Genomic DNA, 25951 nt, shown 5'->3' with positions numbered 1-25951 from the left:
GTAAGACCGAGTCCCTGTCCTTTGTCAGCCCCCATGTCTTTTGTTGAAAAATAGGGATCAAATATTTTTCCAAGGTTTTCTTTTGATATTCCGCTTCCCTGATCGGCAAAGGATATTTTGATATATTCGCTTTGATCTAATGTCAGGTAACCTTCTTCGGACATATCAACATTTTCGCATGACACCGTGAGTTGTCCATTATCATCCATTGCCTCTTTAGCGTTGACAACTATATTACGGACAACCTGTTTGATCTGACCTTCATCAATATTTACTTGTCTGATATCATCAGATATGGAAATTGCAGGCTTGATGTCAGACCCGCTCAATGCTGAGATAACTATATCTTTCAGCAAATCATTGATGGACATCATTTTCTTAACCGGATCGCCACCTTTTGAAAAGGTAATCAGCCGTGCAGATAATTCCTTTGCCTTGATGCATGCCTTTTCGGCTGCCTTGAGATTTTCAGACGTTCCAATTTCAGGTTTCAGGTCATCTTCGGCCAGAGAAATATTTCCCATCACCGCAAACAAAAGGTTATTCAAATCATGGGCAATGCCACCGGCCAGTGTCCCAAGGGATTCAAGCTTGCGAACTTTCAGGACTTCTTCCTGCAATTTCCCTCGCTCCTCCTCAGCCTGCTTGCGCCAGGTGATATCAAAAGCAATTTCCATACGTACAAAGCGCCCATCTGTCCAGGGAATCGCCTGATCGTGCAGTTCATACCATTTCTTAAGCGTTTGATTGTGGATTTCCCATACATAGGGTCCAGTTGGCTTTTTGTCAGCATCTATCAATTTGTCATTTGTGCAGAATTCACAGGGGCCATCCTGATTCTTATGAAGTGCTTTCCAGCAGATTTGACCGGTTAGATCCTTTCCAAAAAGTTCTTTCATGTGATTGTTCATGAAAAGTATTTCATGGGAGTCCATATCGGTAATGTAAATTGATGAATCAAGATTGTTAAGAATAGCTTCTAATTGAAGCCGGCTATATTTTAATGATTCCTCCATCTGCCTGCTATCAGTTTCATCGGTAAATCTGGCCACAATCTCACCGGAAGGCAATTTATATATAAAGTTTTCATACCATGCCTTCAGTTTTTCATCCTGGTAAAGAGTTATTGGATGATGCTTTGGCTTACCTGTCTTCCATACTTCCCGGAATACATCTATAAGACCAAACTCATCAACTTGCGGCCTTACTTCGAGAATACTCCGGCCAATCAGCTCTTCTTTTTTTTGTTTATATATTTTTTCAGCTGCTTTGTTGAAATCCTTGAAGATAAAATCTTCCGCATCTCCTTTAACTTCATATATGGCCACTCCAGAGCCCATGTTCACAAAAAGCCCTTTATATCGTTCTTCACTCTCCCGCAGCAACTCTTCGACTTGTTTGCGGTCGGATTCTGCTCGCTCTAATTCCTGAATCCTTTGTTCCAATTCTTCATAAGTCGGTTTTCCAGTCATATGAAATTCCTTTTAACCTATAAATGAATTCGATTTTTGGGGTGGACAGAATATTTGCCATATCCCGCACACACCCCAAATCATAAAACTATCAGAATGCTTTTAATATTCCGGTCAACCTACCCCAAGTCTATATAACCTTTATCAATGGCATATCGAACCATTTCGGATAGGTTATTAATCTTTAATTTTTCCCTAATGTTTGCACGGTGCTTATCAACAGTCCAGTGTGAAATATTGTAAGCTTCACTGATCTGCTTGCTGGTTTTTCCTTCTGCGATCGAAGATAGGATCTGTTTCTCCCGCAGGGTTAATAAGGCATCATTTTTATCTTCCAATGGCTTTACGTAAAAGCTGGAAGATACATTCGAATGATATTTTTCGCCTTGCATAACGGCCTCAAGAGCTGCAATCAAAGTCTTGCTGGAATCAGCTTTGCTAATAGTCGAATCAGCTCCTGTTTTGATGGCCTTCTGCTGGTTGTCTGCATTCAAAAAACCGCTGAAGGCAATGATCTTTATTCCCGGATATATTGTGTGGAGCTTTGAGATGGTCTCGTAGCCATTCATTTTTGGCATTTCCAAGTCGATAATGGCTATGTCCGGAACTATCTTTTTAACAAGGGCTAATAATTCAATGCCGTTATTCGCTTCTCCAAAAATTCTAAATTTATCTTTTCCCTTAAGAATATTTTTAATTGCGTTTCGAATTACTGGATGGTCATCGGCTATTACAATAGAAATTGTTTTCATAAACACCCAAAATGTTTGCTATTTATAATCAATCTTAGAAGTAGTAACTTCTAAAATTGACGCTCAATAAAAAAAACGGATATTATTTTGTTTCAGGTTCATTATGCACGTTCTATATCATTTAACAATAGCTATAAGTATGTATTTTTATACAAAATATGAAATAGGGTCAATATTCAATTTTTCTCCATACTGATGATTCTTATCCAATCCCCGTTTTATTTGAATTCAAATCCTCTTTTTTCTAAAAATGCTTTCATATGAGGACGTGCGGGTTTGCTCATCATGACTGATATCTGGCTTGTCCATGTATCCTCTCTGGAAGAGTTGGAACGATTTTGGTAATAGTCACGACAGATTTCATTGTACTTTTTCAGATCCGTTTTATCCTCTTGGTAATCATCTTCCTTCAGGACCACATTGACCGGTAGCCTTGGTTTCTGTTCCTGTTTTTCATCCGGGTATCCAAGACACATTCCGAAAACCGGGTAAACATGATCAGGAATCTTCAGAAGTTTACAGACTCTTTCAGGGTCATTCCGGATACCGCCAATAAAAACACCACCAAGACCCAGCGATTCCGCAGCAATCATAGCATTTTGAGCTGCAAGGGACACATCCACCGTGGCGATGATAAACTGCTCGGTAAAACCTGATACCATCTCTTTGTTTTCATGAATACAGGCACCTTGAGATCTCTTTAAGTCAGCACAGAACACAAGGAACAGCGGACTTGTTTCTACCCAGGGCTGGGGGCCTGCAAGTTTTGCAATCTGTTTTCGCGTTTCCTTATTTTTCACACGGATAACAGTATAGGCCTGAATAAAATTTGATGTGGACGCCCAGCCAGCCGCTTCAATAATGGCATGCACCTTTTCATTGCTGACGGGTTCCGGTTTAAACTTCCGAATTGAGCGATGATTTTTCAACAGATTAATAACCTGATTCATATTATTTGTGCTCCTTCATTAATTTTAGTCTATCTGATAACTCTTTCATCAGTGACGAGTTTATCCTTAAGTTACATGAAAAATATGGTAAAAGGAAGGATTACAAACTATAGTGAAGCACCGAATACTATATACAAAAATGAGAAACTATGAAAATACAACGAATTGAAGAAAAATGTACAAAATGCATGTTATGCGTAAAAGACTGCATTTCTATAGTGTGGAGAGACATAGACGGTATTCCTGAAATAGTTGCACCGGATGATTGCAACCGCTGTAGCCATTGCCTTGCCGTATGCCCTCAGGGGGCTATAGAGCATAACGGTCTTGATCAGGCGCAAATAAAAAAAACAGACGGTGACCTTATTAATCCAGAAGTTTATGAAACCATCGCAAGGGGAAGAAGAAGTGTAAGGCGGTATAAAGACAAAAATATTCCGGATGAATTAATTGAAAAAGTAATCGGTCTTGTAAACCATGCACCCACTGCAAGTAATTCTCAAAATGTTGGGTATCTGGTTATTTCCGATAAAAAAATTTTAAGCAAAATTTCAAATGCAGTTTTTGTTTTCAGTACAAAAATCTTTTACTTTATAAAAAAATTCCCTGGTAACCTCATATATAAAACGATGAAACTGTTTCCAGTATCAGATACCATCACAAGGTATGTAGAACCAATGCAGTATTATATCGATGAAACAGAAAAAGGCAGAGACTTTATCCTTCATAATGCGCCTGTTTTAATTCTTGTACATGCCCCGAAAGGTGCTGTCTTCTCTAACGAAAACTGCAATATTTCAGCAAGCAATATAATGAATTATGCATATTCATTAGGACTTGGAACCTGCTATATAGGTTTTTTAAACCTGTCATTAAAGTACAGCAAAAAACTCCGAAATCTTATTAAACTGCCTAAAGGTCGTATGGTTTATGCATGCATTATTATGGGATCTCCGGCATATAAGCACGCCAATACAGCGTCAAGAAAAAAACCTGTAATAAAGTGGATTCGGTAACAGATAGCAATGGAATTAAATTTGCAAAAAAATGTTGCTGACTATTTTTTTTGTGCTTTGGATTTTTTGGCAACATTCTCTTTTTGTTCAGGTTTTTTGGCAGGTTTTTTCTTTGGGTTGATTCCTCTTAAAATGGGCATCAGTTTATCCCTTTTTTCTGCCAGTAACAGGGAGATGTCCTCAAGTTGATTCTCATTAAGCTTGATTTTTGAACTTTCCAGGAATTCAAACAAATTGTCGGCAATATCAAGCATTTTATCATAGGCGTCTGCTTCTTTTTTTGTCGCAAATGTCATCTTTTCCTCTCCATTCCTGACAACGATATACTTTACGATTACAGCCATTTTATCTCCTCAGAGTAATAATTTTTCTATAGTCATAATATAAAAAAGGATACAGGTAAAGGAATTTTCCTTTACCTGTATCCTTTAAAGATCTTCTGACGGATGTTGACTATACTTCTGGTCTTGGATAAAGCCCGGATCTTTCTACTATTTCAGGAACTTTTTCTTCCCACTCTATAGCCATGATATGAAATCCTGAAACCCCGTTCAATTCCTTGAGTTCCTGGATATGTTCCACACAGATATCAATTCCCTCCTGGGCCTGCTTGCCTTTTTCAGCACCGGCCAAGCGTTTGATAATCTCATCCGGGACATCCATTCCCGGCACCCTGTTTTTCATGTATTTGGCCATACCCACGGATTTCATAGGGGTCATGCCTGCCATGATAAAGGTTTTTTCGGTCAGTCCCCTGTCAGCTGCTATTTTGATCCACTCTTTAAACTTATCCAGGTTATAAATGCACTGGGTCTGGATAAATTCAGCACCACAGGCAATTTTTTTAGCCAGACGCGGCACCCTGATCTCAAACGGATCGGCAAAGGGATTGGCAGCAGCACCCACAAATATTTTTGGCGGGCGTTTAATATCATCTCCGCCGAGAAACTTTCCTTCATCCCGCATGTAGCGAACCGTCTGAACCAATTGCATGGAATCAAGATCATGAACATTCTGACCTTGTGCGCAATCACCAAAACTCTGGTGATCTCCGGACAGACACAGCATATTCGGGATATCAAAAGAGGCGGCACCCAGAATATCACTTTGAAGAGCCACCCTGTTTCTGTCCCGTGTTACCATCTGCAGAACCGGCTCAATACCCATGAGCTTGAGATGCACACATGCTGCAAGAGAAGACATTCTTGTCATGGCAGTCTGGTTGTCCGTAACATTGATGGCATCCACATAATCCCTGATCAATGCACCTTTCTTTTTGACCTCATCCGCATCACTTCCCCTTGGAGGCCCGCATTCGGAAGTGACACCAATGTGTCCTGCTTTTAATACTTTTTCCAGATTGCTTGCAGTATTTAAATCACTCATATCTTCACATCCTCCCTGGTTACAGTTCTTGGACCGCCCGCTCTATCTGTTGACCAATCCTTAATCGGTGCGATTTTCTCATAGTCACCCATTTTATCCAATGCTTTTAACCGGTCTAAAATAAGCTGCCAGGCACAGTCAACATCTTTGCTGATCTCACATTTACCGTTTGTCGAACCGCCGCAGGGACCATTGAGCACTCTTTTGGCACACCTTGAAACCGGACAGATTCCGCCGGTCCTGGCAAGCACGCATGAGCCACAGGCCTGACATCTTTCCGTCCAGAGCCCTCTGTCTTCATTGGCACCCAGACAGACCGTATTTACCCCGGGAATTAAGGGTGTGGTCAGATACTTTTCCGCAGCAAACTGAACGCCAACACCACAGGCAAGAGAAACAATGGCATCATAATCATCAATATTGCTTCGAAGTTCTTCCAGGTACTCATGGTCGCACTGGCGCTCCAAAGTATTTTCAGTGATTACTTTCTCATCACCTTTATTGATAAAATACATCCTTAAAGCAGATGCCAGGATTTCCACTTCCTTTTTACCGCCCGCTTCGCAGACGGTTACACACTCGTTGCACCCGAGTATCAGGAGTCGGTTAAAGTCTTTGACTTCATCAATGATCTCTTCAATGGGTTTTTTTTCTGCTATTATCATACGCCAACCTCATATTAAGCTGTTAATTATATTTATTATTTTAAGCTGCGTCTTTCTTTTTTTGTTTTGCCACCCTGATGGGAGACGGCCCAAGTTCCCTGATTATATTGTCCATTTCAATGGAAAACTGGGCAAACAACGGGCCTTCGCCAGCTGAAAGATTGAACATTTTCACCCGTTCTCCCCCCACGCCGACCTGATCCAAAATTTTAGCGGCCTGCTCAACGCGCTTTCTGGCCCGAAAATTTCCCTCGTTGAAATGGCAATCCCCTTCCATACAACCGACCACATATACGCCGTCAGCCCCTTTTTCAAAGGCTCTCAGAATATGGATCACATCTACCTTTCCGGTACAGGGAACACGAATAATTCTAAAATTTGAAGGGATCTTCAACCTCATGGAACCTGCCAGGTCCGCAGCTGAATACCCTCAGAAATTACAGCAAAATGCCAATATCACCGGTTGAAAGTCATTCATTATATTACCCCCTCCAGCAAAGACTCCACCTTGCTGAGCAACTGATTATCTTCATACCAGTTTAATTTTATTGTTTTAGCAGGACATTCAGCTGCACAGACACCACATCCCTGACAAAGGGCAGGATCGATGTAACTGACACCCATTTCATTTATGACCGGCACATCATAGGGACAGGATCTGACACAGACAAGACAGGAGGCACAATGATCCTGATCTACTTCAGCTGTTACGGATGACAGGGTCAGATATGGCTGAGAGATGAATGTGGTGGCCCTTGATGCTGCCGCCATGGCCTGGGCAATGGTTTCAGAGATCAACTTTGGCCCGTGTGCCGTACCGCAGATAAAAATTCCTTCCGTGGGCGCTTCAACCGGTCGAAGTTTCACATGGGCTTCCATAAAAAAGCCTTCAGCATTTCTATTGGTTTTAATGATGGTTGAAAGTTCCTCTGTATCCGCCGCCTTGACGCCTGCACTCAATACAACAAGATCTGCACTGGCTTCTATTTTCTGACCCAGAACATGATCGGTAAACGTCACTGTCATTTTCCCGTCTTCGCCCTTGGCCACCTCGGGCTGATTTTCAGGATCAAACCGTGAAAAGATGACCCCGAGATTTCTTGCTTTTGTGTAATACTCTTCCAGCATGGAGTACATTCGCATGTCCCGATAAAGAATAAACACATCTGTATCTGCATTCTGTTCTTTCAGGGAAATGGCGTTCTTGACGGCACTCTGGCAGCAGATTCGTGAACAATTGGGATTTTCTTCATTTCTTGATCCCACGCACTGAATCATGACAACCCGGTCAAGATCCCCAGCCTTTTTCTCCTCAATCATGTCGGTGAGTTCAATCTGGGTGACAACGGCATCGCTTTCATTATAGAGAAATTCTTTGGGCTGGTATTCTGTTGCACCGGTTGCCACGATCATGGCACCATGGTCAATTTTTCTTTCTTCCATGGATGGGCCCACAAGAACAGTGGTTTTAAAATTGCCTTTATACCCTCCGAATCCGACAATCAATGATTGTTTAAGGACATCTATCTTGTCATGGCTTTCAATCGCTCCAACAAGATCTTTTACATAGGCCTTTATATCATCTCCTTCAATGGTGTGATGAAGCCGGTTCCCCAAGCCGCCAAGGATATTTTCCTTTTCAACCAGGGTAACTTCATAGCCTTGATCAGCAAGCCCTTTGGCTGCAGTCATGCCGGCAATACCCCCGCCGATCACCAGAGCCTTATCAATCACTGAAATTCGTTTATCATGGAGCGGCCCTAAGGTTGCCACCCTTGCCACAGCCATTCGAACCAGATCCTTGGCTTTTTGCGTGGCTTTTTCAGGTTCATGAAAATGCATCCAAGAACCCTGATTCCTGATATTGGCCATTTCAAAAAGATATTTATTTAACCCCGCCTCCTCTAAGGTATCCATGAAGATGCCTTCATGGGTTTTCGGGGTACAGGATGCCACCACAACCCGGTTGAGCTGATGTTCATCAATGAGTTCCTTAATACTCACCTGTGTATCCTGAGAACAGGTAAACAGGTTTTCACCGGTATACACCACATTGGGAAGGGTCTTGGTATATTCTTCCACTGCCTCAACATCAATTACCCCGGCAATATTAATACCGCATCTACAAATAAATACGCCTATTCTCGGTTCTTCCCCCAGGACATCTCTTTCTTCCGGCATGACAACCGTTTTTGTCTGTGTATGGCGTGCCCCGGCGAGTTTTATCCCGGCAGCCGCAGCTGCCCCGCTTGCCTCTGTCACGGAAGAAGCTATATCCTTGGGACCCTGGAAAGACCCTGATACATAAACTCCCGGCCGGGATGTCTGTAAAGGGTTAAAAACGTTAGTTTTTACAAAATTATACTTATCCAGATCAATATCAATCCGCTTGGCAAGTTCCACACTCTCTTCTGGAATAACAAGCCCCACAGAGAGAATGACCATGTCAAAAATTTCCTGGCACATCTTGCCTTCTTCGTCGGCATAGTTGAGAATCAGGTTATCGGTTCCGGGTTCTTCAATGACAGAATGGATTCTTGATTTAATAAAACGCACGCCTTCTTCGTCTGCGGCTCTGTTATAATACTTTTCATAATCCTTACCAAAGGTTCGCATGTCCATATTAAATATGGCCACATCCAGCTCTACCTCCGAATGCTCTTTGGCAATCACGCCGTCTTTGATGGCATACATACAGCAGACCGACGAACAATACCCGTTTCCACACTTATTGGTATCCCGTGAACCGATACATTGGAGAAAAGCAATCTTTTCAGGTTCTTTTTCATCGGAAGGTCTGACAAGATGACCCAGTGTCGGGCCGCCGGCACTTAAAATTCTTTCAAACTCAATAGATGTCATGACATTTTGCGATCTCTTGTACATATAGATATCGTCAAGCCCTGACGGATCATAGGTTGTGGCACCAGTGGTCAAAATAACCGATCCCACATTCAATTCTTTTATCTGTGCCACCTGTTCATGATCGATAGCCTCTGCAAGACAGACATCCACACACTGATAGCATTCCGAACAGATCCCGCAGGAAAGACAACGGGCCGCTTCTCTTTCAATGGCTTCTCTGGCAAGATCCAGGGTCACTTCCTTGAAATTGCCTTCTCTTTCATCCACACTTATTTTGGAAGGTTTTGCCCGTTCAATTCGGGGCACATTAAGGATATCTGGTTTTTCAAAGTCCCAGGACTTTTCCCGGCCTTCATTCAAATCTTCGCCATTGATAAACCTGTGCATACTCTCAGCCGCGGTCTTTCCACTGGCAATAGCATCCACAACCGATTTGGGTCCGTAAAACGCATCACCTCCTGCAAACACCCAGTCGATGGGGGTCTGCAAAGTGACAGGATCCGCCTCAAGCCCGCCGGGCGGGGTTAACGCAATGCCTTCCTTATCCGCAAACTCAAGCTCTCCCATCTGACCAATGGCCACAATGATAATGTCTGTTTCATAGGACGTTAATTTGCAGTCATCATACTGGGGATTAAATCTGCCGTTTTCATCAAATACAGATGTACATTCCTGAAATTCAATTTCATCAACCTTTCCGTCTATACCAATAAATCTTAAGGGCCCAAGGCTGTTGACAATTTTAACCTTTTCTTCAAGGGCTTCTTCAATCTCATAATCCCAGGCAGGCATTTCATCCCGTTTTTCAAGACAGACCATAGTCACATCATCGGCTCCCAGCCTCCTGGCTGTGAGGGCAACGTCAACCGCCACATTACCGCCACCGATTACCATGACCCTGCCGCTAAGTTTTTCGGCTTTGCCAAGGGCTGCATCTCTCAGGAGGTCAACCCCTTTGATTACCCCGTCCAGATCTTCTCCCTTGACGCCCAATCCGCGGGAGCCATGAAGACCGGTCGCCATAAACAATGCGCTGTAGCCGTCTTCTTTAAGGCTTTGAAGGGTAACATCCTTGCCAAATTCAACCGAGGTTTGAATCTCAACACCCAGGTTTTCAATCACTTCAATTTCCTTTGCAAGCTCGGCTTTGGGCAGCCTGTACTCCGGTATGCCCACTGTCATCATGCCGCCTTTGACAGGCAGTTTTTCAAATATGGTAACTCCATATCCCTTTTGAGCCATATAATAGGCTGTGGTCAGTCCTGCAGGGCCAGACCCCACAATGGCCACTTTTTCATCACGTTTTTCAGCAACTTCAGGAATAAAAATTTCATCACCGTCAAGATCCAGCTGGGCCAGATATCTGTGAAGGTATTGGATGGCAACAGGCTCATCAACGTCTCCCCTGGTGCATTCTAATTCACAAGGATGGTGACAGACACGACCGCAGGAGCCGGGAAAGGGATGTTCTTGCTTAAACAATTTCAGGGCTTCGGCATGCTTTCCCTGGTTCATCAGGGCAATAAACCCCTGGATGCTCACATGGGCCGGACAAGTGGCCTTGCACGGAGCCGTGGATCGTTTGGAAATCCCGTACGCTCCCGGTATGGCCTGTTCGTATTGCTTAAAAATGGCCTTCCGCTGGGCAAGCCCCATGTTATGTTCACTGGGTACTTCCACAGGACAAACCTTGGCGCATTCCCCGCATGATGTACATTTCAAGAGATCAACAAATCTTGGATTTTCTTTTACTCTTGCGGTGAAATTTCCCTCTTCACCGTCAAGTTCAATAAGCTGAGTATTTGTCAGTAGTTCAATATTCAGATGCCGGCCGACCTCGACCAGTTTGGGTGAGATCACTCACATGGTACAGTCATTGGTCGGGAATGTCTTGTCCAATATTGCCATCATACCGCCGATGGCATATGATTTTTCAACCAGATAGACATAGTAGCCTGAGTTGGCTAAATCTATTGCAGACTGCATTCCCGCAATTCCGCCGCCAAGAACCATGACGGAACCTGCAAGATCTTCCTTTGGTGTTGAATTTTGGGTCATTATTTTACCCTCCTAACCTTTCTATAATAGCTTTACAATTTAAAACTATGAACCCTGTCTGCTCCAAATTATTCCCAATAAAGCAAACAACGGTCTGGACAAAAAAAACTGACAATTAATTTTTTTAAATTTATCAAGCCTTTATGTGATTTCCTGCTTTGATTGAAACCGTTACAAATCAATGGTTTGCAAAATAATATAAAAAAACCGGTTCTTTGACCGCCCTGGAAAACATCTGTCTGATGCTTATCAAGGCCGAAAACCGGCAGTCTAAAATAAGCTTTATCTGACCAATGGATTGTCCCGGTCAGTCTCTTTATATCAGTGCAATTGGGTTGCACAATAATGTAAAAACCTTCACATCTCAAATAAAGCAGTCTGGTTAATAAAACAAATCTATAGCTTTTGCTATTTTTTCAGCATTTAAGTAAAAAAAAGACTATTCTTTGTCAAGCACTATTTGCAGATATCCAATCAATGTGTTGTTTCCAATTCTTCATTACTTGCATTCCAGGGAGCAATTTTAAACAAGAGCAGCAGTCCCGGAACTGCAATAACTGCACAAAAAAAATAAAACACATCCCATCCCAGATATTTTGCCATAAACCCTGTAGCGGAAGCTGCAACAACACCCGGGACAGCCATTAAACTTGTCAGTAATGCATATTGAGTCGCCGTAAACCGCTTGTTGGTCTGTATTGCCATATAGGTGGCATAGGCAGCCTGGCCAAGCCCTGTGGAAAAAAATTCAAACCCTATAATACACCCCAGAATAACTTGCCTGTAGTCCACCCAGATCATGGAATTGTGATCCACCATAACCATAATGGCAAACAATGCTGTGGAGATGGCCTGAAGGATTCCAAACACCCATAAGGATCTGGCAATACCAAGGCGGATCATGATAGATCCTCCCAGAATCACCCCGCCAAAAAGTCCAAACATTCCGATCCCTTTGACAATGAGGAAATATTCTGTTTTGGAAAACCCCATTTTGAGTATAAACGGAATCGTCATGGCACCGGCCATATTATCCCCGATTTTGTACAACAGGATAAATAAAAGAACAAGAATAGCGCTGTGGCGTTTAAAAAATTCAACAAAGGGTTCAATAACCGCTTCTTTAACTGAAACCGGTGGTGATGCATCGACTTTTGGTTCAGGAACAAAAAGAGTGGTTAAAATTCCAATTCCCATCATCAATGCCAGGATAATATGAATGCTGGCCCAACTGATATTTAATTCTGTAAGAAGTGCAATTCCGATAGAAACATACATGCCAAGCCGCCATGCATTCATCCAGACACCGGTGCCGAATCCCAGTTCGTCGCTGGTTAAATATTCACGCCGGAATGCATCCAGGGCAATATCCTGGCTTGCCCCGAAAAAATTGATGCACAATGCCATGAAAACTATCCAGAATAGTGACTTTGAAGGGTCGAATTGCCCTATAAGTGCGATACTCATCATAAGCCCTATTTGAGCGATAAGTATCCATCCCCTCCGCCGTCCTAAAAATCTTGGTACATATCCGTCCATCAATGGAGACCAGACAAATTTCAAGGTATACGGCAGGCCCAGGGCAGAAAAAAGACCGATGGTCGCAAGATCCACACCAGACTCTGTCATCCATAATTTTAATACGTCTTTGATAATGTAAAACGGAAACCCGGAAGAGAATCCAAAAAAAAACATGGCTATCATTTTCCAGGACAGCATGATCCTGGTGATTTGTAAAAAAGAACGTTTTGACTTTTGTTCCATGTAGTATGACTTAAATTTTATGTTTTTTATTTTTAAAGATGTATTGCCATATTGCAGGAAGCGGCGAAACAATCAAGAACCGAATTCTTCTTTTTCAAATCCGCCCGGCACTCATTAATAATTTTATCCATCTGGTCATCGGTTCGATACTGGTTCAGATGAAACAACCCAAGCTTTTTCACATTGGCTTTTACGGCAAGATCCAGAACGTCCTGAATCGAAGAATGCCCCCACCCCTTCTTTCGTTTATATTCCTCTTCAGTGTATTCTCCATCATGAAACAAGAGATCCGCATTCCGTGAAAAATTCAGATACGCATCAAATCCCATGCTTTCAGGATGATCAAACCCCAGCTCATTATCCGTTAAAAACACAAACGATTTGTCGTCTTCAATGAATTTATACCCCAGCCCACCACCGGAGTGGCTGAGTGGAATGGTTTCTATCTTGATAGAACCGACAGCAAAAGTGTTATTCAATGCTTTTTCAAATTTGATATCTGCTTCCAGATCCTTTAAGCCGATGGGGAAAAAAGGCGGCTTCATAACTTCATTTAAAACATCCCTGGTATAGATGCCTGAAAATTTGCGATCCTGAATCATTATTTTAACTTTACTGAAAAAAAGCGGCCTGAAAAAAACAAAACCCAGAATATGATCCCAGTGGGCGTGGGTAAACAGAAGATAATACCGGGTGATATTGCTTTCGATAAAAGAATTACCGATGTGCCGGATACCTGTTCCTGCATCGACAATAATCGTTTCTCCCGATTTCGCAGTAATCTCGATACAGGTGGTGTCACCTCCGTACTTGAGATATTGCTTTCCAGATACAGATATCGACCCTCTAGAGCCCCAGCATTTAATATCCATTATGCTCCTGTATCATAACTTAAATTCTTCGTCCACTTAATAATTAATTTTTTAAGCTGAACTGAGTCGTGTCATGCAATGCAATTATTTCAAAATTCATAGTTTTTATGAATTCGTTTAACTCAAAGATTTGTTAAGTATTTATAAAAATTGTTAAGCGTAATCAAACTTTTTCGTGCTCACAGGTTGACAATTCTGTTTATTTTGCTTAGGAAAATACTGTTGAGGTTCAACATATATTAGAAACAATTATATAAAAGGAGATAGATTATATGGCACAACTTATCGCTGACAGACGAGATGTTGATTTTGTTTTGCATGAACAGATCGGGATGGTTGAACATGAGTTATTTGAAGAATTTAACAAAAAAACGATCGACCTGATTATTTCTGAAGCTAGAAACCTGGCTATAAAAGAGATCCTTCCCACGTTTAAAGATGGAGATGAAATCGGATGCAAACTTGAAAATGGAAAGGTTACAGTCCCCGAATCCTTTAAACGGGCCTGGAAAATCTATTGTGAAGGTGAATGGCTGGCCATGTGTGATGATCCTGAGGTTGGCGGTCAGGGAATGCCAAAACTCATCGGGTGTGCTGCCCTTGAATACATGGTGGGGGCCAACTCAGCATTTATGCTTTACTACGGCATGACACACGGTGCGGCCAAGCTGGTGGAAGCCTTTGGTGATGAAAAACAAAAAAAACTTTACATGAAAAAAATGTTTGCAGGCAAATGGGGCGGTACCATGCTTTTAACTGAGCCAGAGGCTGGGTCTGATGTGGGGGCGCTTACGACCTCGGCAACAAAAAATGAGGACGGCACCTATTCCATCCAGGGATCAAAAATATTTATCTCTGCCGGAGAACATGATCTGTGCGATAATATCATCCACCCGGTATTGGCAAGAATTGAAGGTGCTCCTGCAGGAACAAGAGGAATCTCCCTGTTCCTGGTCCCTAAGTACCATGTCAACGAGGACGGCAGCCTGGGTGAATTCAACAATGTCGTCTGTACGGGCCTGGAACATAAAATGGGAATTCACGGTAATTCCACAGCCTCTCTTTCCCTTGGAGAAAAAGGGGACTGTATCGGCACACTTTTAGGTGCAGAAAACAAAGGCATGCCCGAAATGTTCCAGATGATGAATGAAGCCCGTGCCTTTGTCGGCTTGCAGGGGTTTTCAGTAGCGTCTGCTTCTTATATGTATGCCCTTGATTATGCCAGAAACAGGGTTCAGGGAAGACACCTTCTCGCTGGAAAAGACCCGGCGGCAAAAGATGTTACCATCATCCAGCATCCGGATGTAAAACGTCAGCTTCTGAATATGAAAGCCTATACGGAAGGCATGCGATCTTTGATTTACTATTATGGCAAATGCTCTGATATTGTTCGCGTAACAGAGGATGAACAACTGAAAGCCGATACCCGTGCATTGATTGAAGTTTTGACCCCTATTGTTAAAGGGTATATCACAGATAAGGCCTTAGAAATCTGTTCCCATGGCGTACAGGTCTATGGCGGCTACGGCTATGTCAGTGAATTTCCTGTTGAACAATTAATGAGGGATTCAAGAATTTTCATGATTTATGAAGGCACCAATGGTATCCAGGCCATGGATCTTATCGGCAGAAAACTTTCCATGAATAAAGGCGAAAGCTTTCAATACTTTATTGACCTGATGAAAAAGACTGTTGAAGAGGCCAAAGGGATTAAAGGGATTGAGGGCCTGGTTGAAAAGGTTACCCATGCCGTATCAAGGCTTGAAACCCTTGCCCGGGAAATCGGTCAGAGAGCCAGGTCTGAGAAGGCCTTGAATGCCTATGCCTTTGCCCATCCCTTCCTTGAAGTAACAGGGGATGTCACCTTTGCATGGATGCATCTGTGGCGGGCATCTGTCGCCGCACCCAAGCTGGCTAAAAAAGTAGGCAGCCTGGATAAGGAAGCTGTTGCAGCAAAAGCTTCCAAAAATAAAGATGCTGCCTTTTATGCAGGCCAGATAGAATCAGCTAAATTTTTTATTAATACCCTTCTTCCGTCAGCTTATGGTAAGATGGATGCTATCCTGGAGGGAGACACCAGTGTGGAAGACATTCTCACCGTCTCTTTTGGATCAAAATAAACTATTTTTTTGGAGAGTGGAGGAAACATGTTTGAGTATCTGAAAAAAAGCCTGTTAACAGGCGTTGGGCTGGCATTAAGGTCTAAAAAGGAAATCGAAGACCTGGCAAAAGAATTTGCTAAAAATTCCAAAATGGACCAGGATGAAGCCAAAGATTTTCTAAAAGAATGTCAGCAAAAGTATGAAGATGCAAAGGCCGATTTTGATAAAAAAATTGAAAAAACCATTGAAAAAATACTCTTAAAGCTGGACCTTCCGTCAAAATCCGATATTAAAACGCTCAATGACAGAATTGATAATCTTACAAAAAAACTGTCTGATCTGAAATAAGTGATCATTGACCTTTTATGCTGAGTATTAAAAAAATTGGCAAGGTGAGCAAACGATACCGCCATCTTCGGCGGTATCAGCAAATCATCGGCATCATTTTAAAGTATGGCTTTGAAAACATCATTGATGCCATGAAGATTGACCGTTACATTGAATCCGGTCTTGGGCTCATTCCTTTTGTCAAAAGCCACGAAAAGGTTGAAAAGCTTTCCAAAAATCAGAGGATCAGAATGGGGCTTGAAGAACTTGGCCCGACGTTTATCAAGATGGGCCAGGTTCTTTCTTCCCGTCCCGACCTTATTCCGGTTGATCTTTTAAATGAACTTTCAAAGCTGCAGGATCATGTTCCGCCTTTTGAATTTGAACATGTAAAAACCATTATTGCGTCTGAATTTGGCAAGCCCCATGACAAGATTTTTGACTCGATAGAAGAAATACCTTTTGCCAGTGCTTCCATTGGACAGGTTCACAGAGCACAAATCAACAGCAATGATCAGATTGCCGTAAAAGTCCAAAGACCCGGTATCCGGAAAAGTATTGAAACAGACCTTGAAATTATGCTTCACATAGCTTCCATAATGGAAAACAATATTGAGGAGGTTGCTCTTTTTAAACCCGTCAAAATTGTGGAAGAATTTGTCAAAACCATTGAAAAAGAGCTGGATTACTCCATTGAAGCATCCAATATGGAACAAATGGCCGACCAGTTCAAAAATGATAAAACCATCCATATTCCCAAAGTATATTTTGCCGAATCAAGTGTTCGGGTTCTGGCCATGGAGTATATTAAGGGGATCAAGGCTGATGACGTGGATGCAATTGAATTGGCCGGACTTGACAAAAAGCTGCTCACACGGCGGGGTGCCGATTTCATAATGAAGCAGGTGTTTGAATATGGATTTTTCCATGCAGATCCTCATCCCGGCAATATCTTTGTCATGGAAAAAAACCGTATCTGCCCTGTGGACTTTGGAATGACAGGATTTGTGGATCAAAGCACCCGGGAAGTATTTGTGGATCTGATCCACAGTATTGCCACAAATAACTTTAAACTCACGGCAAGGCTGGTGTGCGAGATAGCTGAATACGAAATCCAGCCGGACCTCACATCTCTTGAAAAAGATATTTCTTTATTTGTATCCATGCACCTCTCAAAAGCGTTAAAAGATATTAAAACTGCAAAAATGGTGAATCGGTTTCTCGAACTTTGTGCCACCCATAAACTCAGAATTCCGCCGGATTTTTTCCTGATGATGAAAGCCTTTATCTCCATAGAAGGAACTGCCAAAAAACTTGATCCTGACTTTGATATGATTTCCCATGCAGTGCCTTATGTAACTGCTGCAAAATACAGAAAGTTCAACCCTTCAAGAATCGCTAAAGAATTTATGGGAATTGCAAGAGAATCCTATAAATTACTTCAGCTCTTCCCGACAGATGCCGTTGAAATCATGCGTCTTGCAAAATCGGGGCAACTCTCATTCAATATGAAGATTGAAGGACTTGATAAAATGTTGAATACCCAGGATCAGACCAGCAATAGAATTTCTTTTTCAATCATTATAGCGGCATTGATAATAGGGTCCGCCATGGTGATTAATTCCAAAGTTCCGCCTATGCTTTTCGGGGTGTCCGTGATTGGGATTGCAGGGTTCACTGCTGCTGCCGTTATGGGAATCTGGCTACTGGTCGCCATCATTAAAAAAGGACGGCTGTGACAATAAAGTGCTCGGAGAACCAGAAAAACCTTAGAAAGGGAGTCTTCAATGAAAATCACTGATCCGGATATTATCAAAAATGGTGAAAAAAATCTGATCGAAGCCGTAAAGGATGACATAGACCCGGCTGTGGTCAAGGAAGTTCTAAAAAAAAAGATGGCCGCGGCAGCTCTTTCATACAAAGGAGGTGAAATTGTTGTTTATAATAATAAAATTGCCTTTAGGCTGGATTTTGATATTCATTTAAGCGGCAGCTTCATGTTTGACAGGCAAGGCAGTTATATTCCCGAATCAGATGAAACAGGAAATCAGGAAAGTGATAATAGTGATATTGAAATGGATGATATTCTTCAGGACGATATAGTTGATGATGATATTAATGATATCCTCAAAGAAAGCCGCGAATTCTGGGAACTAAAAAAAGATTCATAGATTGCTTTACAGATTTTATCCCTTTCCTTTTGTCAGACAGAGTTTAAATAACGGGCAATCTTCACAAAGCGGTTTTCTGGCATCACAGATTTCTCTTCCAAAATAAATCAATTGCAGGGACAAATCACGCCAGGATGTTTTGGGTATGATCCCCATTAATTCATACTCAACTTTTACGGGGTCACGGCTTTCCGTCAGGCCAAGCCTTCCAGCAATTCTTAACACATGGGTATCCACAACAATTGTCTGATGACCAAAAGCCGCCGACAACACCACATTGGCAGTTTTTCTGCCCACTCCCGGCAACTTGATAAGTTTGCTGATATCTTCCGGCACCATGCCTTGATACCCGTTAAGAATTGCAAGGGCACAGGCTTTAATATTTTTAGCTTTATTATTATAGAAACCCGTGGAATAGATGATTCGTTTGATGTCATTTAAGGGGGCACGGCCCAAATCTTCAGGACCAGGATATTTTTCAAACAGGTTTTTTGATACTTTATTAACCTGATTGTCCGTGCATTGAGCAGACATAATGGTGGCAATGAGCAGTTGAAAAGGTGTTTGATGTTCAAGCTGGGTCTTGACAACAGGGTACCTGTCTCTTAATGTTTCAAGAATTGTTTTTATTTTTGATTCATTTAATGTCATAGAGTGGGTATATATGAAGATTGAAAAAACCTCAAGCCGGATTAAAGGCTTGGGCCTTTGTTCCGGAGGATTGGACAGTATCCTGTCTGCCCTGCTGCTTCAACACCAGGGAATTGACGTAACCTGGATTTGCCTTGAAACTCCTTTTTTTTCATCTGAATCTGCCCAGAAAGCATCAATTCAAACCGGTATCCCGCTGATCACACTTGATATCACAGATGAGTATATGGAAATGATGAAAAATCCCAAGGCCGGATTTGGAAAAAACATGAATCCCTGTATGGACTGTCATGCATTGATGTTTTCCAAGGCAGGTGAAATTCTCAAAGATAAAGGCTTTCATTTTCTGTTCAGCGGAGAAGTGTTAGGCCAAAGACCCAAATCCCAGAATAAAAATTCATTACGATACGTGGAAAAAAACTCAGGCTTTAACGGGCAGATTTTAAGACCTTTGTGTGCAAAACTGTTACCGGAAACCCTTGTGGAACAAAAAGGCCTGGTTGACAGGAAAAAGCTTTTGGATATTTCAGGCAGATCAAGAAAAATTCAAATGCAATTGGCAAAGGATTTTGGGATTAAAGAATACCCGTCTCCTGCCGGTGGTTGTCTTTTAACGGATAAAATTTTTTCTAAAAGACTCAAAGACCTGATGACTGTTCAAAAAGTATTTGATAAAAGAGAGCTGTATTTCTTAAAACATGGGAGACACTTCAGGCTGGATTTAAAAACAAAAGTAATTGCAGGGCGTTCAAAAGATGACAACAAACATCTGCTCAAATATCTTAATAAAGACAAAGATATTTTATTGAAACATGCTAAACTGCCCGGCCCTGATGTGATCCTTACAGGAAGATTTACCCAGAAAAACATTCAAACGGCAGCCATGATCTGTGCCGGGTATACCAAATCAAACCCGGAAGAAACTGTAGACATAAGGGTCATAAAAAAGGAAAAGGGAAATATCCTCTGCGTCAAAACAATCAAGGCGGTGGAGTTTAAAAATCTAATGATATAAAAACCCCCTTTAAGTCTGGCCTAAAGGGGGTTAACCGTTTTTAAAATAGCTGATAATTGATTTAATAATAAATCATCTTTTCCCAGAATTCTTTTTCATCCTTGTCCCAGTCTGGCCCGAATTTTTCATCACAAAATGATGCAAGCCTTGTGTACCAGCTTGTCCAGGGATTTTTCCCTTCCTTTTTAGCAGTCAGCACATCAATAAGAAAGGTTTCGATATTGATCATTTCTTCTTTGGGTATATACGAACAGGCACCGCCAAGATAGGATTTTTTAATATTATCCGGACTGAGGGCATGGGCTGTAAGCATCACTGTTATAACATTTTTCTTGGTGGCGGTTTCCAACAGCTGATAACCGTCAACACCCATAATATCAAGAACTGCCATATCAAACTTCTGGGTCTTAAGAAAATTATTTGCTTCTTCAAAGGTTTGTGCCCTGACTAGTGTACACATGTCGAGCAATTCTTCCAAAGAATCAAGAACATCTGGTTCATCATCAACAATCAGAATCTTTTTGTTTTCCAGGCTGATATTTGACATATTTTCTTCCGATCAATTAAAGGTTTTGGTAAAGGGCATGGCAATTAATGCATTGCGCCATAATCTTATTATAAATCATATCCACAAAGATTCAATACAATTTTGCTTTTAGCTGTCCGCATGCAGCTAGAATGTCATCGCCTTTGCTCTTTCTTGTAATCGCTGTGATATTTTGGTCAAGTAAAATCTGTAGAAACTCACTGATTTCTTTTTTAGATGGGCGTTTGAATCCACTTTTATCATATCCATTGAATGGAATCAGGTTTACTTTTGCTTTAATCGGAGCTAAAAGTTTCACGAGCCTCAGGGCATCCTCTTTTGTATCATTCACCCCTTTCATTAAAATATACTCAAACGTAATTTTATTTCTTGGTTTCATGGTAAAGGTCCGACAGGCCTCTAATAATTTGTTTAAAGGATATTTTTTATTGATGGGCATTAAAAGTGACCGCATCTTGTCAGTGGTTGCATTTAAAGAGACTGCAAGGTTCACACAGGTATCAAGACCTAATTGTGTTATTTTAGGGACCATACCACACGTAGAGACCGTTACCCGCCGGGATGAAAATTTAAGTCCGTAATCACTGTCTGTGATAATCTCTAATGCCTTTACCAAATTTTTATAATTGGCAAGAGGCTCCCCCATTCCCATGAACACGATGTTGGAGAGTTTCAAGGGATCAACATCTTTTTGAATCAGGTAATATCTTGCATCCCTGACCTGGGCAATCATTTCACAGACATTTAAATTCCGGATGAACCCCCCTTTGGCTGTCAAACAAAATTGACAATTCTGAACACATCCAACCTGTGAAGACACGCAAAGAGTAAAATGATCCTTTTCAGGGATTAAGACCGATTCAATATGCTGTCCATCATCCAGCCGAAGCAAAAACTTTTCAGTCGTATCAACAGAAATTTGTTTGTCATCAAGAAAGAGTCGCCGGATATAAAAACAATCCTCCAATCTGCTGCGCAAGGTTTTGGAAAGATCGGTCATCTGCTCAAACGTATCTGCCTGCCGGATGTAGAGCCACTTGAATATCTGCCCTGCTCTGAACGGCCGAATGCCCTTACCCTCAAGCCAAGCCGCAAGGTCTTCTCTTGTAAAATCCAGTATGTTTTCCATATATTTTTATCTGCTTAAATTTATTATTTTCTTGACATATCACGGAATCTATACTAATTTCAATGATTTGATTTGATATTTTGGGGTTGGGCTCTTTATGTTCGAAAATTTGAGTAACAGGCTTGATTCGGTCTTTAAAAAACTAAAAGGTCATGGCATCCTTAACGAAAAGAACATCGAAAATGGTCTTAAGCAGGTGCGCATGGCGTTGCTTGAGGCTGATGTTAATTATAAGGTTGCAAAATCTGTTATTTCAGATATAAGAGTTCGAGCCTTGGGCCAGGAAGTAATGCAAAGCCTTACGCCGGGTCAGCAGGTCATAAAAATTGTAAACGATGAATTTACCAGAATGATGGGCTCCCACCATCAGGAACTGAATCTTGATGGAAAGTCTTTGGGTTCTGTTATGCTTATCGGGCTGCAGGGTTCTGGTAAGACCACAACTGCAGGAAAACTTGGGTTCTATCTTCGAAAAAAGGGTAGAAAACCTTTTCTGGTGCCGGTGGATGTTTACAGACCTGCGGCGATTGATCAGTTGAAAAAGATTGGAAATCAACTGGATATTCCGGTATTTCAATCCACAACTGATATGAAGCCTTTAAAAATTTGCCAGGATGCACAATTGGCAGCCAAAGAACAGGGATGCGACACTCTGTTGCTGGATACCGCGGGAAGACTGCATCTTGATGAAGAATTAATGGCTGAGCTTAAAAGTATTAAAAAAGGAATCAACCCATCAGAAATCCTTCTGGTGGCTGATGCCATGACCGGTCAGGACGCGGTGAACATTGCCGGATCATTTGACAATGCCCTTGATCTTACCGGTGTTGTTCTGACCAAAATGGATGGTGATGCTCGCGGCGGTGCAGCGCTCTCCATAAAAGCTGTTACCGGAAAACCGTTAAAATTCATCGGTGTGGGTGAAAAGTCAACGGCTCTGGAAGCATTTCATCCGGACAGGATGGCTTCAAGAATTCTGGGAATGGGAGACGCGCTTTCGTTTATCGAAAAGGCGCAGGATGCTGTTGGCCAGAAAGAAGCCAAAGAGCTTGAAAAAAAAATAAGAAAGAATGCCTTTACCCTGGAAGATTTTAGGAACCAGATGAAATCCGTCCGGAAAATGGGATCAATAAAAGACCTCATAGGAATGCTGCCAGGGGTGAACAAAAAGCAGCTTAAAGGCTTAAATATAGATGACAAGGAATTTACCAGGATTGAAGCAATTATCACTTCCATGACACCTGAAGAACGACGTGTATACACCATTATTAAAGGATCAAGAAAGAAAAGAATTGCCAAAGGAAGCGGAACCACGGTTCAGGATGTCAACAAGCTTCTGAAAAGCTATTCCCAATCCATGAAAATGATAAAGAAGTTTAATAAAGGCGGCATGCGTTCATTGAAAAACATGCTGCCGTTTTAAGGAGAAAGAAAAGAATATGGCCGTAAGAATCAGATTGACCAGAAAAGGCACAAAGAAAAAACCTTTTTACAGAATAGTGGCTGCGGACGTTGAAAGCCCGAGAGATGGAAGATTTTTGGAACTCTTAGGCACCTATGATCCAATGGTTGAGCCGGCTGCCATTACCCTGAAAGAGGACAGAATAAAATATTGGTTAAGCGAAGGTGCAAAACCTTCAACCACTGTCCAGAGCATATTGAAACGGCAGGGAGTCAGTTAAGCATAAGCTGTTTTATATGCAGCCCCGGTATTCTCAACACCCCATTTAAAGGAGATGCGATCATGAAAGATCTGGTGGAATATATTGCAAAAGCACTGGTAGACAATCCTGATCAGGTATATGTATCAGAAGTTAGTGGAGATCAAACTTCTGTTTTAGAGCTTAAGGTGGCAAAAGAGGATTTGGGTAAAGTAATCGGCAAGCAGGGAAGATCGGCTCGAGCCATGAGAACGATTTTAAGTGCGGCATCCACCAAACTTAAAAAACGTACGGTTCTCGAGATTATTGAGTAGGGCATGAACAAGGCGACTTCGTTTACCATAGGCAGGGTAACCGGGGTTCATGGGCTCGATGGCATTCTTAAGGTCTGGTCCTTTGCAGAATCCATTGACACCTTTTGCCCCGGCAAAAACGTTCTTTTAAAATCAGAAAAAGGCTTGGGCAAATCGTATGTCATTCTTAAGGCTTTGGCCCATAAAAAAGGAATTTTGCTCTCCCTTGATGGAGTTGACAACCGGAACCTCGCCGAGGATCTTATAGGAAAAGAGATTCTCATTGACCGGGATCAATTGCCGGAACCGGCAGAAGACACCTGGTACTGGCAAGACCTTTTAGGGCTTGATGTGGTTGATCATCAAAAAGGATTTATCGGCAAAATAACTGATATCTTTCCAACGGGCGCAAATGACGTGCTGGTTGTCACTGACAATGGACGGGAAACGCTTATACCGATGCATAAACACTTTGTTAAATCGGTTGATATTGAAAAAAAGACCGTAAGAACAACACTGCCCGAGGATTATTGATGGACTTTACGGTATTGACATTGTTTCCGGAGCTGGTCGGCTCTTTTTTTGAGCATGGCATGATTTTACGGGGTATTGAAAAAAAACTGATCACAGGGCATTGTATTAATATCAGGGATTTTTCAACAGACCGGCATAACACGGTTGATGACAGACCCTATGGTGGTGGAAGCGGCATGGTAATGAAACCGGAACCCTTACAGGTCGCTATTTTAGCTGCCAAGAAAAGGACGCCTGAATCACCGGTTGTATTATTGACCCCCCAGGGAACCCGGTTCAACCAGGAAAAAGCCATGGCACTTGCCTCCAAAAACGAGGGGCTTATTTTTGTCTGTGGAAGGTATGAAGGGATTGATGAACGGATATACGCCACGCTTGTTGATGAAGAAATCTCCATTGGTGATTATGTCATGACAGGCGGAGAACTGGCATCCATGGTCATTATTGATTCAATAGCCAGATTAATCCCGGGGGTCTTAGGAAGCCTGGAATCTTCAAAATCAGATTCATTTACGGATGAGCGGCTTGAATATGCACAATATACAAGACCTGAGGACTTTGAAGGGCTAAAGGTTCCGGATGTGTTATTATCCGGGAACCATGAAAAAATCGACCAGTGGAGAAAAAAATCTTCTCTTCAGCACACGTTTTTGAAACGACCGGATCTTTTCAAAAAAACCGAACTGAGTGCAGAAGAAAAAATAATAATAAAGCAATGGTGTCAGGAGTTGGAAATCCTTGTTAGAGAGTAATTTTTACGTGGCATTGATCCATTACCCCGTGATAAACAAAAAAGAGCAGACCATTGGATCGGCCCTGACAACCATAGACCTGCATGATATTGCAAGGGCATCCATCACCTTTGGCATAAAAGGATTTTATGTGGTAACCCCTTATGAAGACCAGGCAATACTTGCCACACAGGTGATTGAACACTGGACAAAAGGGGTCGGCGGCAAGCTCAACCCGTTTAGAAAAAAAGCGCTTGAGCTTATCCGGGTGGCTAAAACCTTTGAGGATGCAGTCAACTCGATTGAACAGGAAAGAAAGGAACCGGTTGTGACTGTTGCCACAAGCGCAAAAGAAACACCCGGCTCAATAACAATAGAGGAGTTAAGGCAAAAACTTGAAAACAAAGCATCCCATGTCCTTGTTTTTGGAACGGCATGGGGCCTAGCAGATGAATTAATTGATACCTGTGATTTCATTTTGGACCCGATTTACGGAAACACTGATTACAATCATCTTTCTGTCAGGTCTGCGGCATCAATATATTTAGACAGGATTACAAATGCCAGATAAAATACGTATCTATCTTTGCCAAAAAGGGAAAGGTCTTAGGAGGAACAAATGAGTAACATGATCGAAAAACTAGAAAAAGAACAAATGCGTCTTGATATCCCTGAATTTGACTCAGGTGACACTGTGAAAGTACATGTTAAAATCAGAGAAGGGGAAAAAGAGCGTATCCAAATATTCCAGGGTGTTGTGATTAAAAAAACTAAAGGATATGCAGGCGCCCGTTTTACAGTCAGGAAGATTTCCGGCGGTATAGGTGTTGAAAGAATATTTCCGCTTTATTCCCCTGTCCTTGATAAAATCGAAGTGGTGACCAGGGGCCGGGTCAGAAGATCCAAACTCTACTATCTTAGAAACCTCCGCGGTAAAGCGGCCAGGATCAAAGAAAAACGATTTGCTTAAAACTCCTTACAAGGCGAGCT

26 protein-coding genes are annotated in these 25951 nt (G+C 42.0%); 13 read left to right on the top strand and 13 right to left on the bottom strand.

Annotated features, from left to right (window positions below):
• The 3 genes from QAI40_RS02220 to nfsA form a co-directional block, all read right to left on the bottom strand.
• Window positions 1-1472 (bottom strand): two-component system sensor histidine kinase NtrB (locus QAI40_RS02220; RefSeq protein ID WP_304511433.1); only part of this gene is annotated, 1472 nt, incomplete at its 3' end.
• A gap of 119 nt (window positions 1473-1591) precedes the next feature.
• Window positions 1592-2224, bottom strand: a complete 633-nt coding sequence (locus tag QAI40_RS02215; protein ID WP_299977245.1) for a response regulator — start codon at window positions 2222-2224, stop codon at window positions 1592-1594.
• Between the two features lie 218 nt (window positions 2225-2442).
• Window positions 2443-3174, bottom strand: a complete 732-nt coding sequence (gene nfsA, locus QAI40_RS02210) for an oxygen-insensitive NADPH nitroreductase (RefSeq protein WP_299977242.1) — start codon at window positions 3172-3174, stop codon at window positions 2443-2445.
• Window positions 3175-3323: 149 nt separating this feature from the next.
• Here nfsA and QAI40_RS02205 point away from each other — a divergent pair, with 149 nt between their 5' ends.
• Window positions 3324-4190, top strand: a complete 867-nt coding sequence (locus QAI40_RS02205) for a nitroreductase family protein (protein ID WP_299977239.1) — start codon at window positions 3324-3326, stop codon at window positions 4188-4190.
• 41 nt (window positions 4191-4231) lie between these two features.
• On the opposite strand, the gene QAI40_RS02200 is transcribed toward QAI40_RS02205, so the two are convergent.
• The 7 genes from QAI40_RS02200 to QAI40_RS02170 form a co-directional block, all read right to left on the bottom strand.
• Window positions 4232-4534 (bottom strand): YebG family protein, encoded by a 303-nt coding sequence (locus QAI40_RS02200; protein WP_299977236.1) that lies wholly within the window; start codon window positions 4532-4534, stop codon window positions 4232-4234.
• 109 nt (window positions 4535-4643) lie between these two features.
• Window positions 4644-5576: a methylenetetrahydrofolate reductase gene (locus QAI40_RS02195; RefSeq protein ID WP_299977233.1), complete on the bottom strand. Its 933-nt coding sequence runs from the start codon at window positions 5574-5576 to the stop codon at window positions 4644-4646.
• Window positions 5573-6241, bottom strand: a complete 669-nt coding sequence (locus QAI40_RS02190; protein WP_299977230.1) for a methylenetetrahydrofolate reductase C-terminal domain-containing protein — start codon at window positions 6239-6241, stop codon at window positions 5573-5575. Before QAI40_RS02190 ends, QAI40_RS02195 begins: the two co-directional genes overlap by 4 nt.
• A 40-nt stretch (window positions 6242-6281) precedes the next feature.
• Entirely contained in the window at window positions 6282-6719 is a 438-nt protein-coding gene (locus tag QAI40_RS02185) for a hydrogenase iron-sulfur subunit (protein WP_299977227.1), read from the bottom strand.
• Entirely contained in the window at window positions 6719-11164 is a 4446-nt protein-coding gene (locus tag QAI40_RS02180; RefSeq protein ID WP_299977224.1) for an FAD-dependent oxidoreductase, read from the bottom strand. Before QAI40_RS02180 ends, QAI40_RS02185 begins: the two co-directional genes overlap by 1 nt.
• A gap of 474 nt (window positions 11165-11638) precedes the next feature.
• A complete protein-coding gene (locus QAI40_RS02175) occupies window positions 11639-12928 on the bottom strand; it encodes an AmpG family muropeptide MFS transporter (RefSeq protein WP_299977222.1) in 1290 nt (429 codons plus the stop codon).
• Window positions 12929-12960: 32 nt separating this feature from the next.
• Entirely contained in the window at window positions 12961-13800 is an 840-nt protein-coding gene (locus QAI40_RS02170) for an MBL fold metallo-hydrolase (protein WP_299977219.1), read from the bottom strand.
• Between the two features lie 272 nt (window positions 13801-14072).
• On the opposite strand from QAI40_RS02170, the gene QAI40_RS02165 reads away from it, so the two are divergent.
• From QAI40_RS02165 to QAI40_RS02150, 4 genes are read left to right on the top strand one after another with little or no spacing between them, the layout of a single operon-like run.
• Window positions 14073-15920, top strand: coding sequence for an acyl-CoA dehydrogenase (locus QAI40_RS02165; protein WP_299977216.1), 1848 nt, complete (start codon window positions 14073-14075; stop codon window positions 15918-15920).
• A 27-nt stretch (window positions 15921-15947) separates the two neighbouring features.
• Window positions 15948-16250, top strand: a complete 303-nt coding sequence (locus tag QAI40_RS02160; RefSeq protein WP_299977213.1) for a phasin family protein — start codon at window positions 15948-15950, stop codon at window positions 16248-16250.
• Window positions 16251-16267: 17 nt separating this feature from the next.
• The gene (locus QAI40_RS02155; protein ID WP_299977209.1) at window positions 16268-17968 is read left to right on the top strand and encodes an ABC1 kinase family protein; all 1701 of its coding nucleotides are present in this window, start codon (window positions 16268-16270) and stop codon (window positions 17966-17968) included.
• Window positions 17969-18016: 48 nt separating this feature from the next.
• Complete coding sequence (locus QAI40_RS02150; protein WP_299977206.1) at window positions 18017-18400, top strand: hypothetical protein; 384 nt, start codon at window positions 18017-18019, stop codon at window positions 18398-18400.
• Window positions 18401-18415: 15 nt separating this feature from the next.
• On the opposite strand, the gene nth is transcribed toward QAI40_RS02150, so the two are convergent.
• The gene (gene nth, locus QAI40_RS02145) at window positions 18416-19051 is read right to left on the bottom strand and encodes an endonuclease III (protein ID WP_299977203.1); all 636 of its coding nucleotides are present in this window, start codon (window positions 19049-19051) and stop codon (window positions 18416-18418) included.
• Window positions 19052-19064: 13 nt separating this feature from the next.
• Between nth and QAI40_RS02140 the strand changes: the two genes are divergently transcribed.
• Window positions 19065-20066 carry a tRNA 4-thiouridine(8) synthase ThiI gene (locus QAI40_RS02140; protein ID WP_299977201.1) on the top strand — a complete coding sequence of 334 codons (1002 nt, stop codon included), beginning with the start codon at window positions 19065-19067 and terminating at the stop codon, window positions 20064-20066.
• A 61-nt stretch (window positions 20067-20127) separates the two neighbouring features.
• Here QAI40_RS02140 and QAI40_RS02135 read toward each other — a convergent pair whose 3' ends face one another.
• Both QAI40_RS02135 and rlmN read right to left on the bottom strand, forming a co-directional pair.
• Window positions 20128-20613, bottom strand: a complete 486-nt coding sequence (locus tag QAI40_RS02135) for a response regulator (RefSeq protein WP_299977198.1) — start codon at window positions 20611-20613, stop codon at window positions 20128-20130.
• 91 nt (window positions 20614-20704) lie between these two features.
• Window positions 20705-21742, bottom strand: coding sequence for a 23S rRNA (adenine(2503)-C(2))-methyltransferase RlmN (gene rlmN, locus QAI40_RS02130; protein WP_299977195.1), 1038 nt, complete (start codon window positions 21740-21742; stop codon window positions 20705-20707).
• Window positions 21743-21839: 97 nt separating this feature from the next.
• On the opposite strand from rlmN, the gene ffh reads away from it, so the two are divergent.
• From ffh to rplS, 7 genes are all read left to right on the top strand, one after another.
• Complete coding sequence (ffh, locus tag QAI40_RS02125) at window positions 21840-23165, top strand: signal recognition particle protein (RefSeq protein WP_299977192.1); 1326 nt, start codon at window positions 21840-21842, stop codon at window positions 23163-23165.
• A 16-nt stretch (window positions 23166-23181) separates the two neighbouring features.
• Window positions 23182-23424, top strand: coding sequence for a 30S ribosomal protein S16 (rpsP, locus tag QAI40_RS02120; RefSeq protein ID WP_299977189.1), 243 nt, complete (start codon window positions 23182-23184; stop codon window positions 23422-23424).
• Between the two features lie 62 nt (window positions 23425-23486).
• The gene (locus QAI40_RS02115; protein ID WP_299977187.1) at window positions 23487-23717 is read left to right on the top strand and encodes a KH domain-containing protein; all 231 of its coding nucleotides are present in this window, start codon (window positions 23487-23489) and stop codon (window positions 23715-23717) included.
• A gap of 3 nt (window positions 23718-23720) precedes the next feature.
• Window positions 23721-24230 (top strand): ribosome maturation factor RimM, encoded by a 510-nt coding sequence (gene rimM, locus QAI40_RS02110; RefSeq protein WP_299977184.1) that lies wholly within the window; start codon window positions 23721-23723, stop codon window positions 24228-24230.
• Window positions 24230-24982 carry a tRNA (guanosine(37)-N1)-methyltransferase TrmD gene (gene trmD / locus QAI40_RS02105; RefSeq protein ID WP_299977181.1) on the top strand — a complete coding sequence of 251 codons (753 nt, stop codon included), beginning with the start codon at window positions 24230-24232 and terminating at the stop codon, window positions 24980-24982. The genes rimM and trmD overlap by 1 nt, the downstream gene beginning before the upstream one ends.
• On the top strand, window positions 24969-25532 hold the full coding sequence (locus tag QAI40_RS02100; protein WP_299977178.1) for an RNA methyltransferase: 564 nt from the start codon (window positions 24969-24971) through the stop codon (window positions 25530-25532). Before trmD ends, QAI40_RS02100 begins: the two co-directional genes overlap by 14 nt.
• A gap of 48 nt (window positions 25533-25580) precedes the next feature.
• Complete coding sequence (gene rplS / locus QAI40_RS02095) at window positions 25581-25931, top strand: 50S ribosomal protein L19 (protein ID WP_299977176.1); 351 nt, start codon at window positions 25581-25583, stop codon at window positions 25929-25931.
• Window positions 25932-25951 lie beyond the last annotated feature (20 nt).

This window comes from Desulfobacula sp. (assembly GCF_030611305.1).
GTDB lineage: Bacteria > Desulfobacterota > Desulfobacteria > Desulfobacterales > Desulfobacteraceae > Desulfobacula.
The sequence above is the reverse complement of the archived record's forward strand: the minus strand, read 5'-3'. Positions and strand labels throughout refer to the sequence as shown.

Coding starts and splice junctions, on each gene's coding strand:
- QAI40_RS02215 (WP_299977245.1), bottom strand. CDS start 2,224: ATGAAAACAATTTCTATTGTAATAGCCGATGACCATCCAGTAATTCGA.
- nfsA (WP_299977242.1), bottom strand. CDS start 3,174: ATGAATCAGGTTATTAATCTGTTGAAAAATCATCGCTCAATTCGGAAG.
- QAI40_RS02205 (WP_299977239.1), top strand. CDS start 3,324: ATGAAAATACAACGAATTGAAGAAAAATGTACAAAATGCATGTTATGC.
- QAI40_RS02200 (WP_299977236.1), bottom strand. CDS start 4,534: ATGGCTGTAATCGTAAAGTATATCGTTGTCAGGAATGGAGAGGAAAAG.
- QAI40_RS02195 (WP_299977233.1), bottom strand. CDS start 5,576: ATGAGTGATTTAAATACTGCAAGCAATCTGGAAAAAGTATTAAAAGCA.
- QAI40_RS02190 (WP_299977230.1), bottom strand. CDS start 6,241: ATGATAATAGCAGAAAAAAAACCCATTGAAGAGATCATTGATGAAGTC.
- QAI40_RS02175 (WP_299977222.1), bottom strand. CDS start 12,928: ATGGAACAAAAGTCAAAACGTTCTTTTTTACAAATCACCAGGATCATG.
- QAI40_RS02170 (WP_299977219.1), bottom strand. CDS start 13,800: ATGGATATTAAATGCTGGGGCTCTAGAGGGTCGATATCTGTATCTGGA.
- QAI40_RS02165 (WP_299977216.1), top strand. CDS start 14,073: ATGGCACAACTTATCGCTGACAGACGAGATGTTGATTTTGTTTTGCAT.
- QAI40_RS02160 (WP_299977213.1), top strand. CDS start 15,948: ATGTTTGAGTATCTGAAAAAAAGCCTGTTAACAGGCGTTGGGCTGGCA.
- QAI40_RS02155 (WP_299977209.1), top strand. CDS start 16,268: ATGCTGAGTATTAAAAAAATTGGCAAGGTGAGCAAACGATACCGCCAT.
- QAI40_RS02150 (WP_299977206.1), top strand. CDS start 18,017: ATGAAAATCACTGATCCGGATATTATCAAAAATGGTGAAAAAAATCTG.
- nth (WP_299977203.1), bottom strand. CDS start 19,051: ATGACATTAAATGAATCAAAAATAAAAACAATTCTTGAAACATTAAGA.
- QAI40_RS02140 (WP_299977201.1), top strand. CDS start 19,065: ATGAAGATTGAAAAAACCTCAAGCCGGATTAAAGGCTTGGGCCTTTGT.
- QAI40_RS02135 (WP_299977198.1), bottom strand. CDS start 20,613: ATGTCAAATATCAGCCTGGAAAACAAAAAGATTCTGATTGTTGATGAT.
- rlmN (WP_299977195.1), bottom strand. CDS start 21,742: ATGGAAAACATACTGGATTTTACAAGAGAAGACCTTGCGGCTTGGCTT.
- ffh (WP_299977192.1), top strand. CDS start 21,840: ATGTTCGAAAATTTGAGTAACAGGCTTGATTCGGTCTTTAAAAAACTA.
- rpsP (WP_299977189.1), top strand. CDS start 23,182: ATGGCCGTAAGAATCAGATTGACCAGAAAAGGCACAAAGAAAAAACCT.
- QAI40_RS02115 (WP_299977187.1), top strand. CDS start 23,487: ATGAAAGATCTGGTGGAATATATTGCAAAAGCACTGGTAGACAATCCT.
- rimM (WP_299977184.1), top strand. CDS start 23,721: ATGAACAAGGCGACTTCGTTTACCATAGGCAGGGTAACCGGGGTTCAT.
- trmD (WP_299977181.1), top strand. CDS start 24,230: ATGGACTTTACGGTATTGACATTGTTTCCGGAGCTGGTCGGCTCTTTT.
- rplS (WP_299977176.1), top strand. CDS start 25,581: ATGAGTAACATGATCGAAAAACTAGAAAAAGAACAAATGCGTCTTGAT.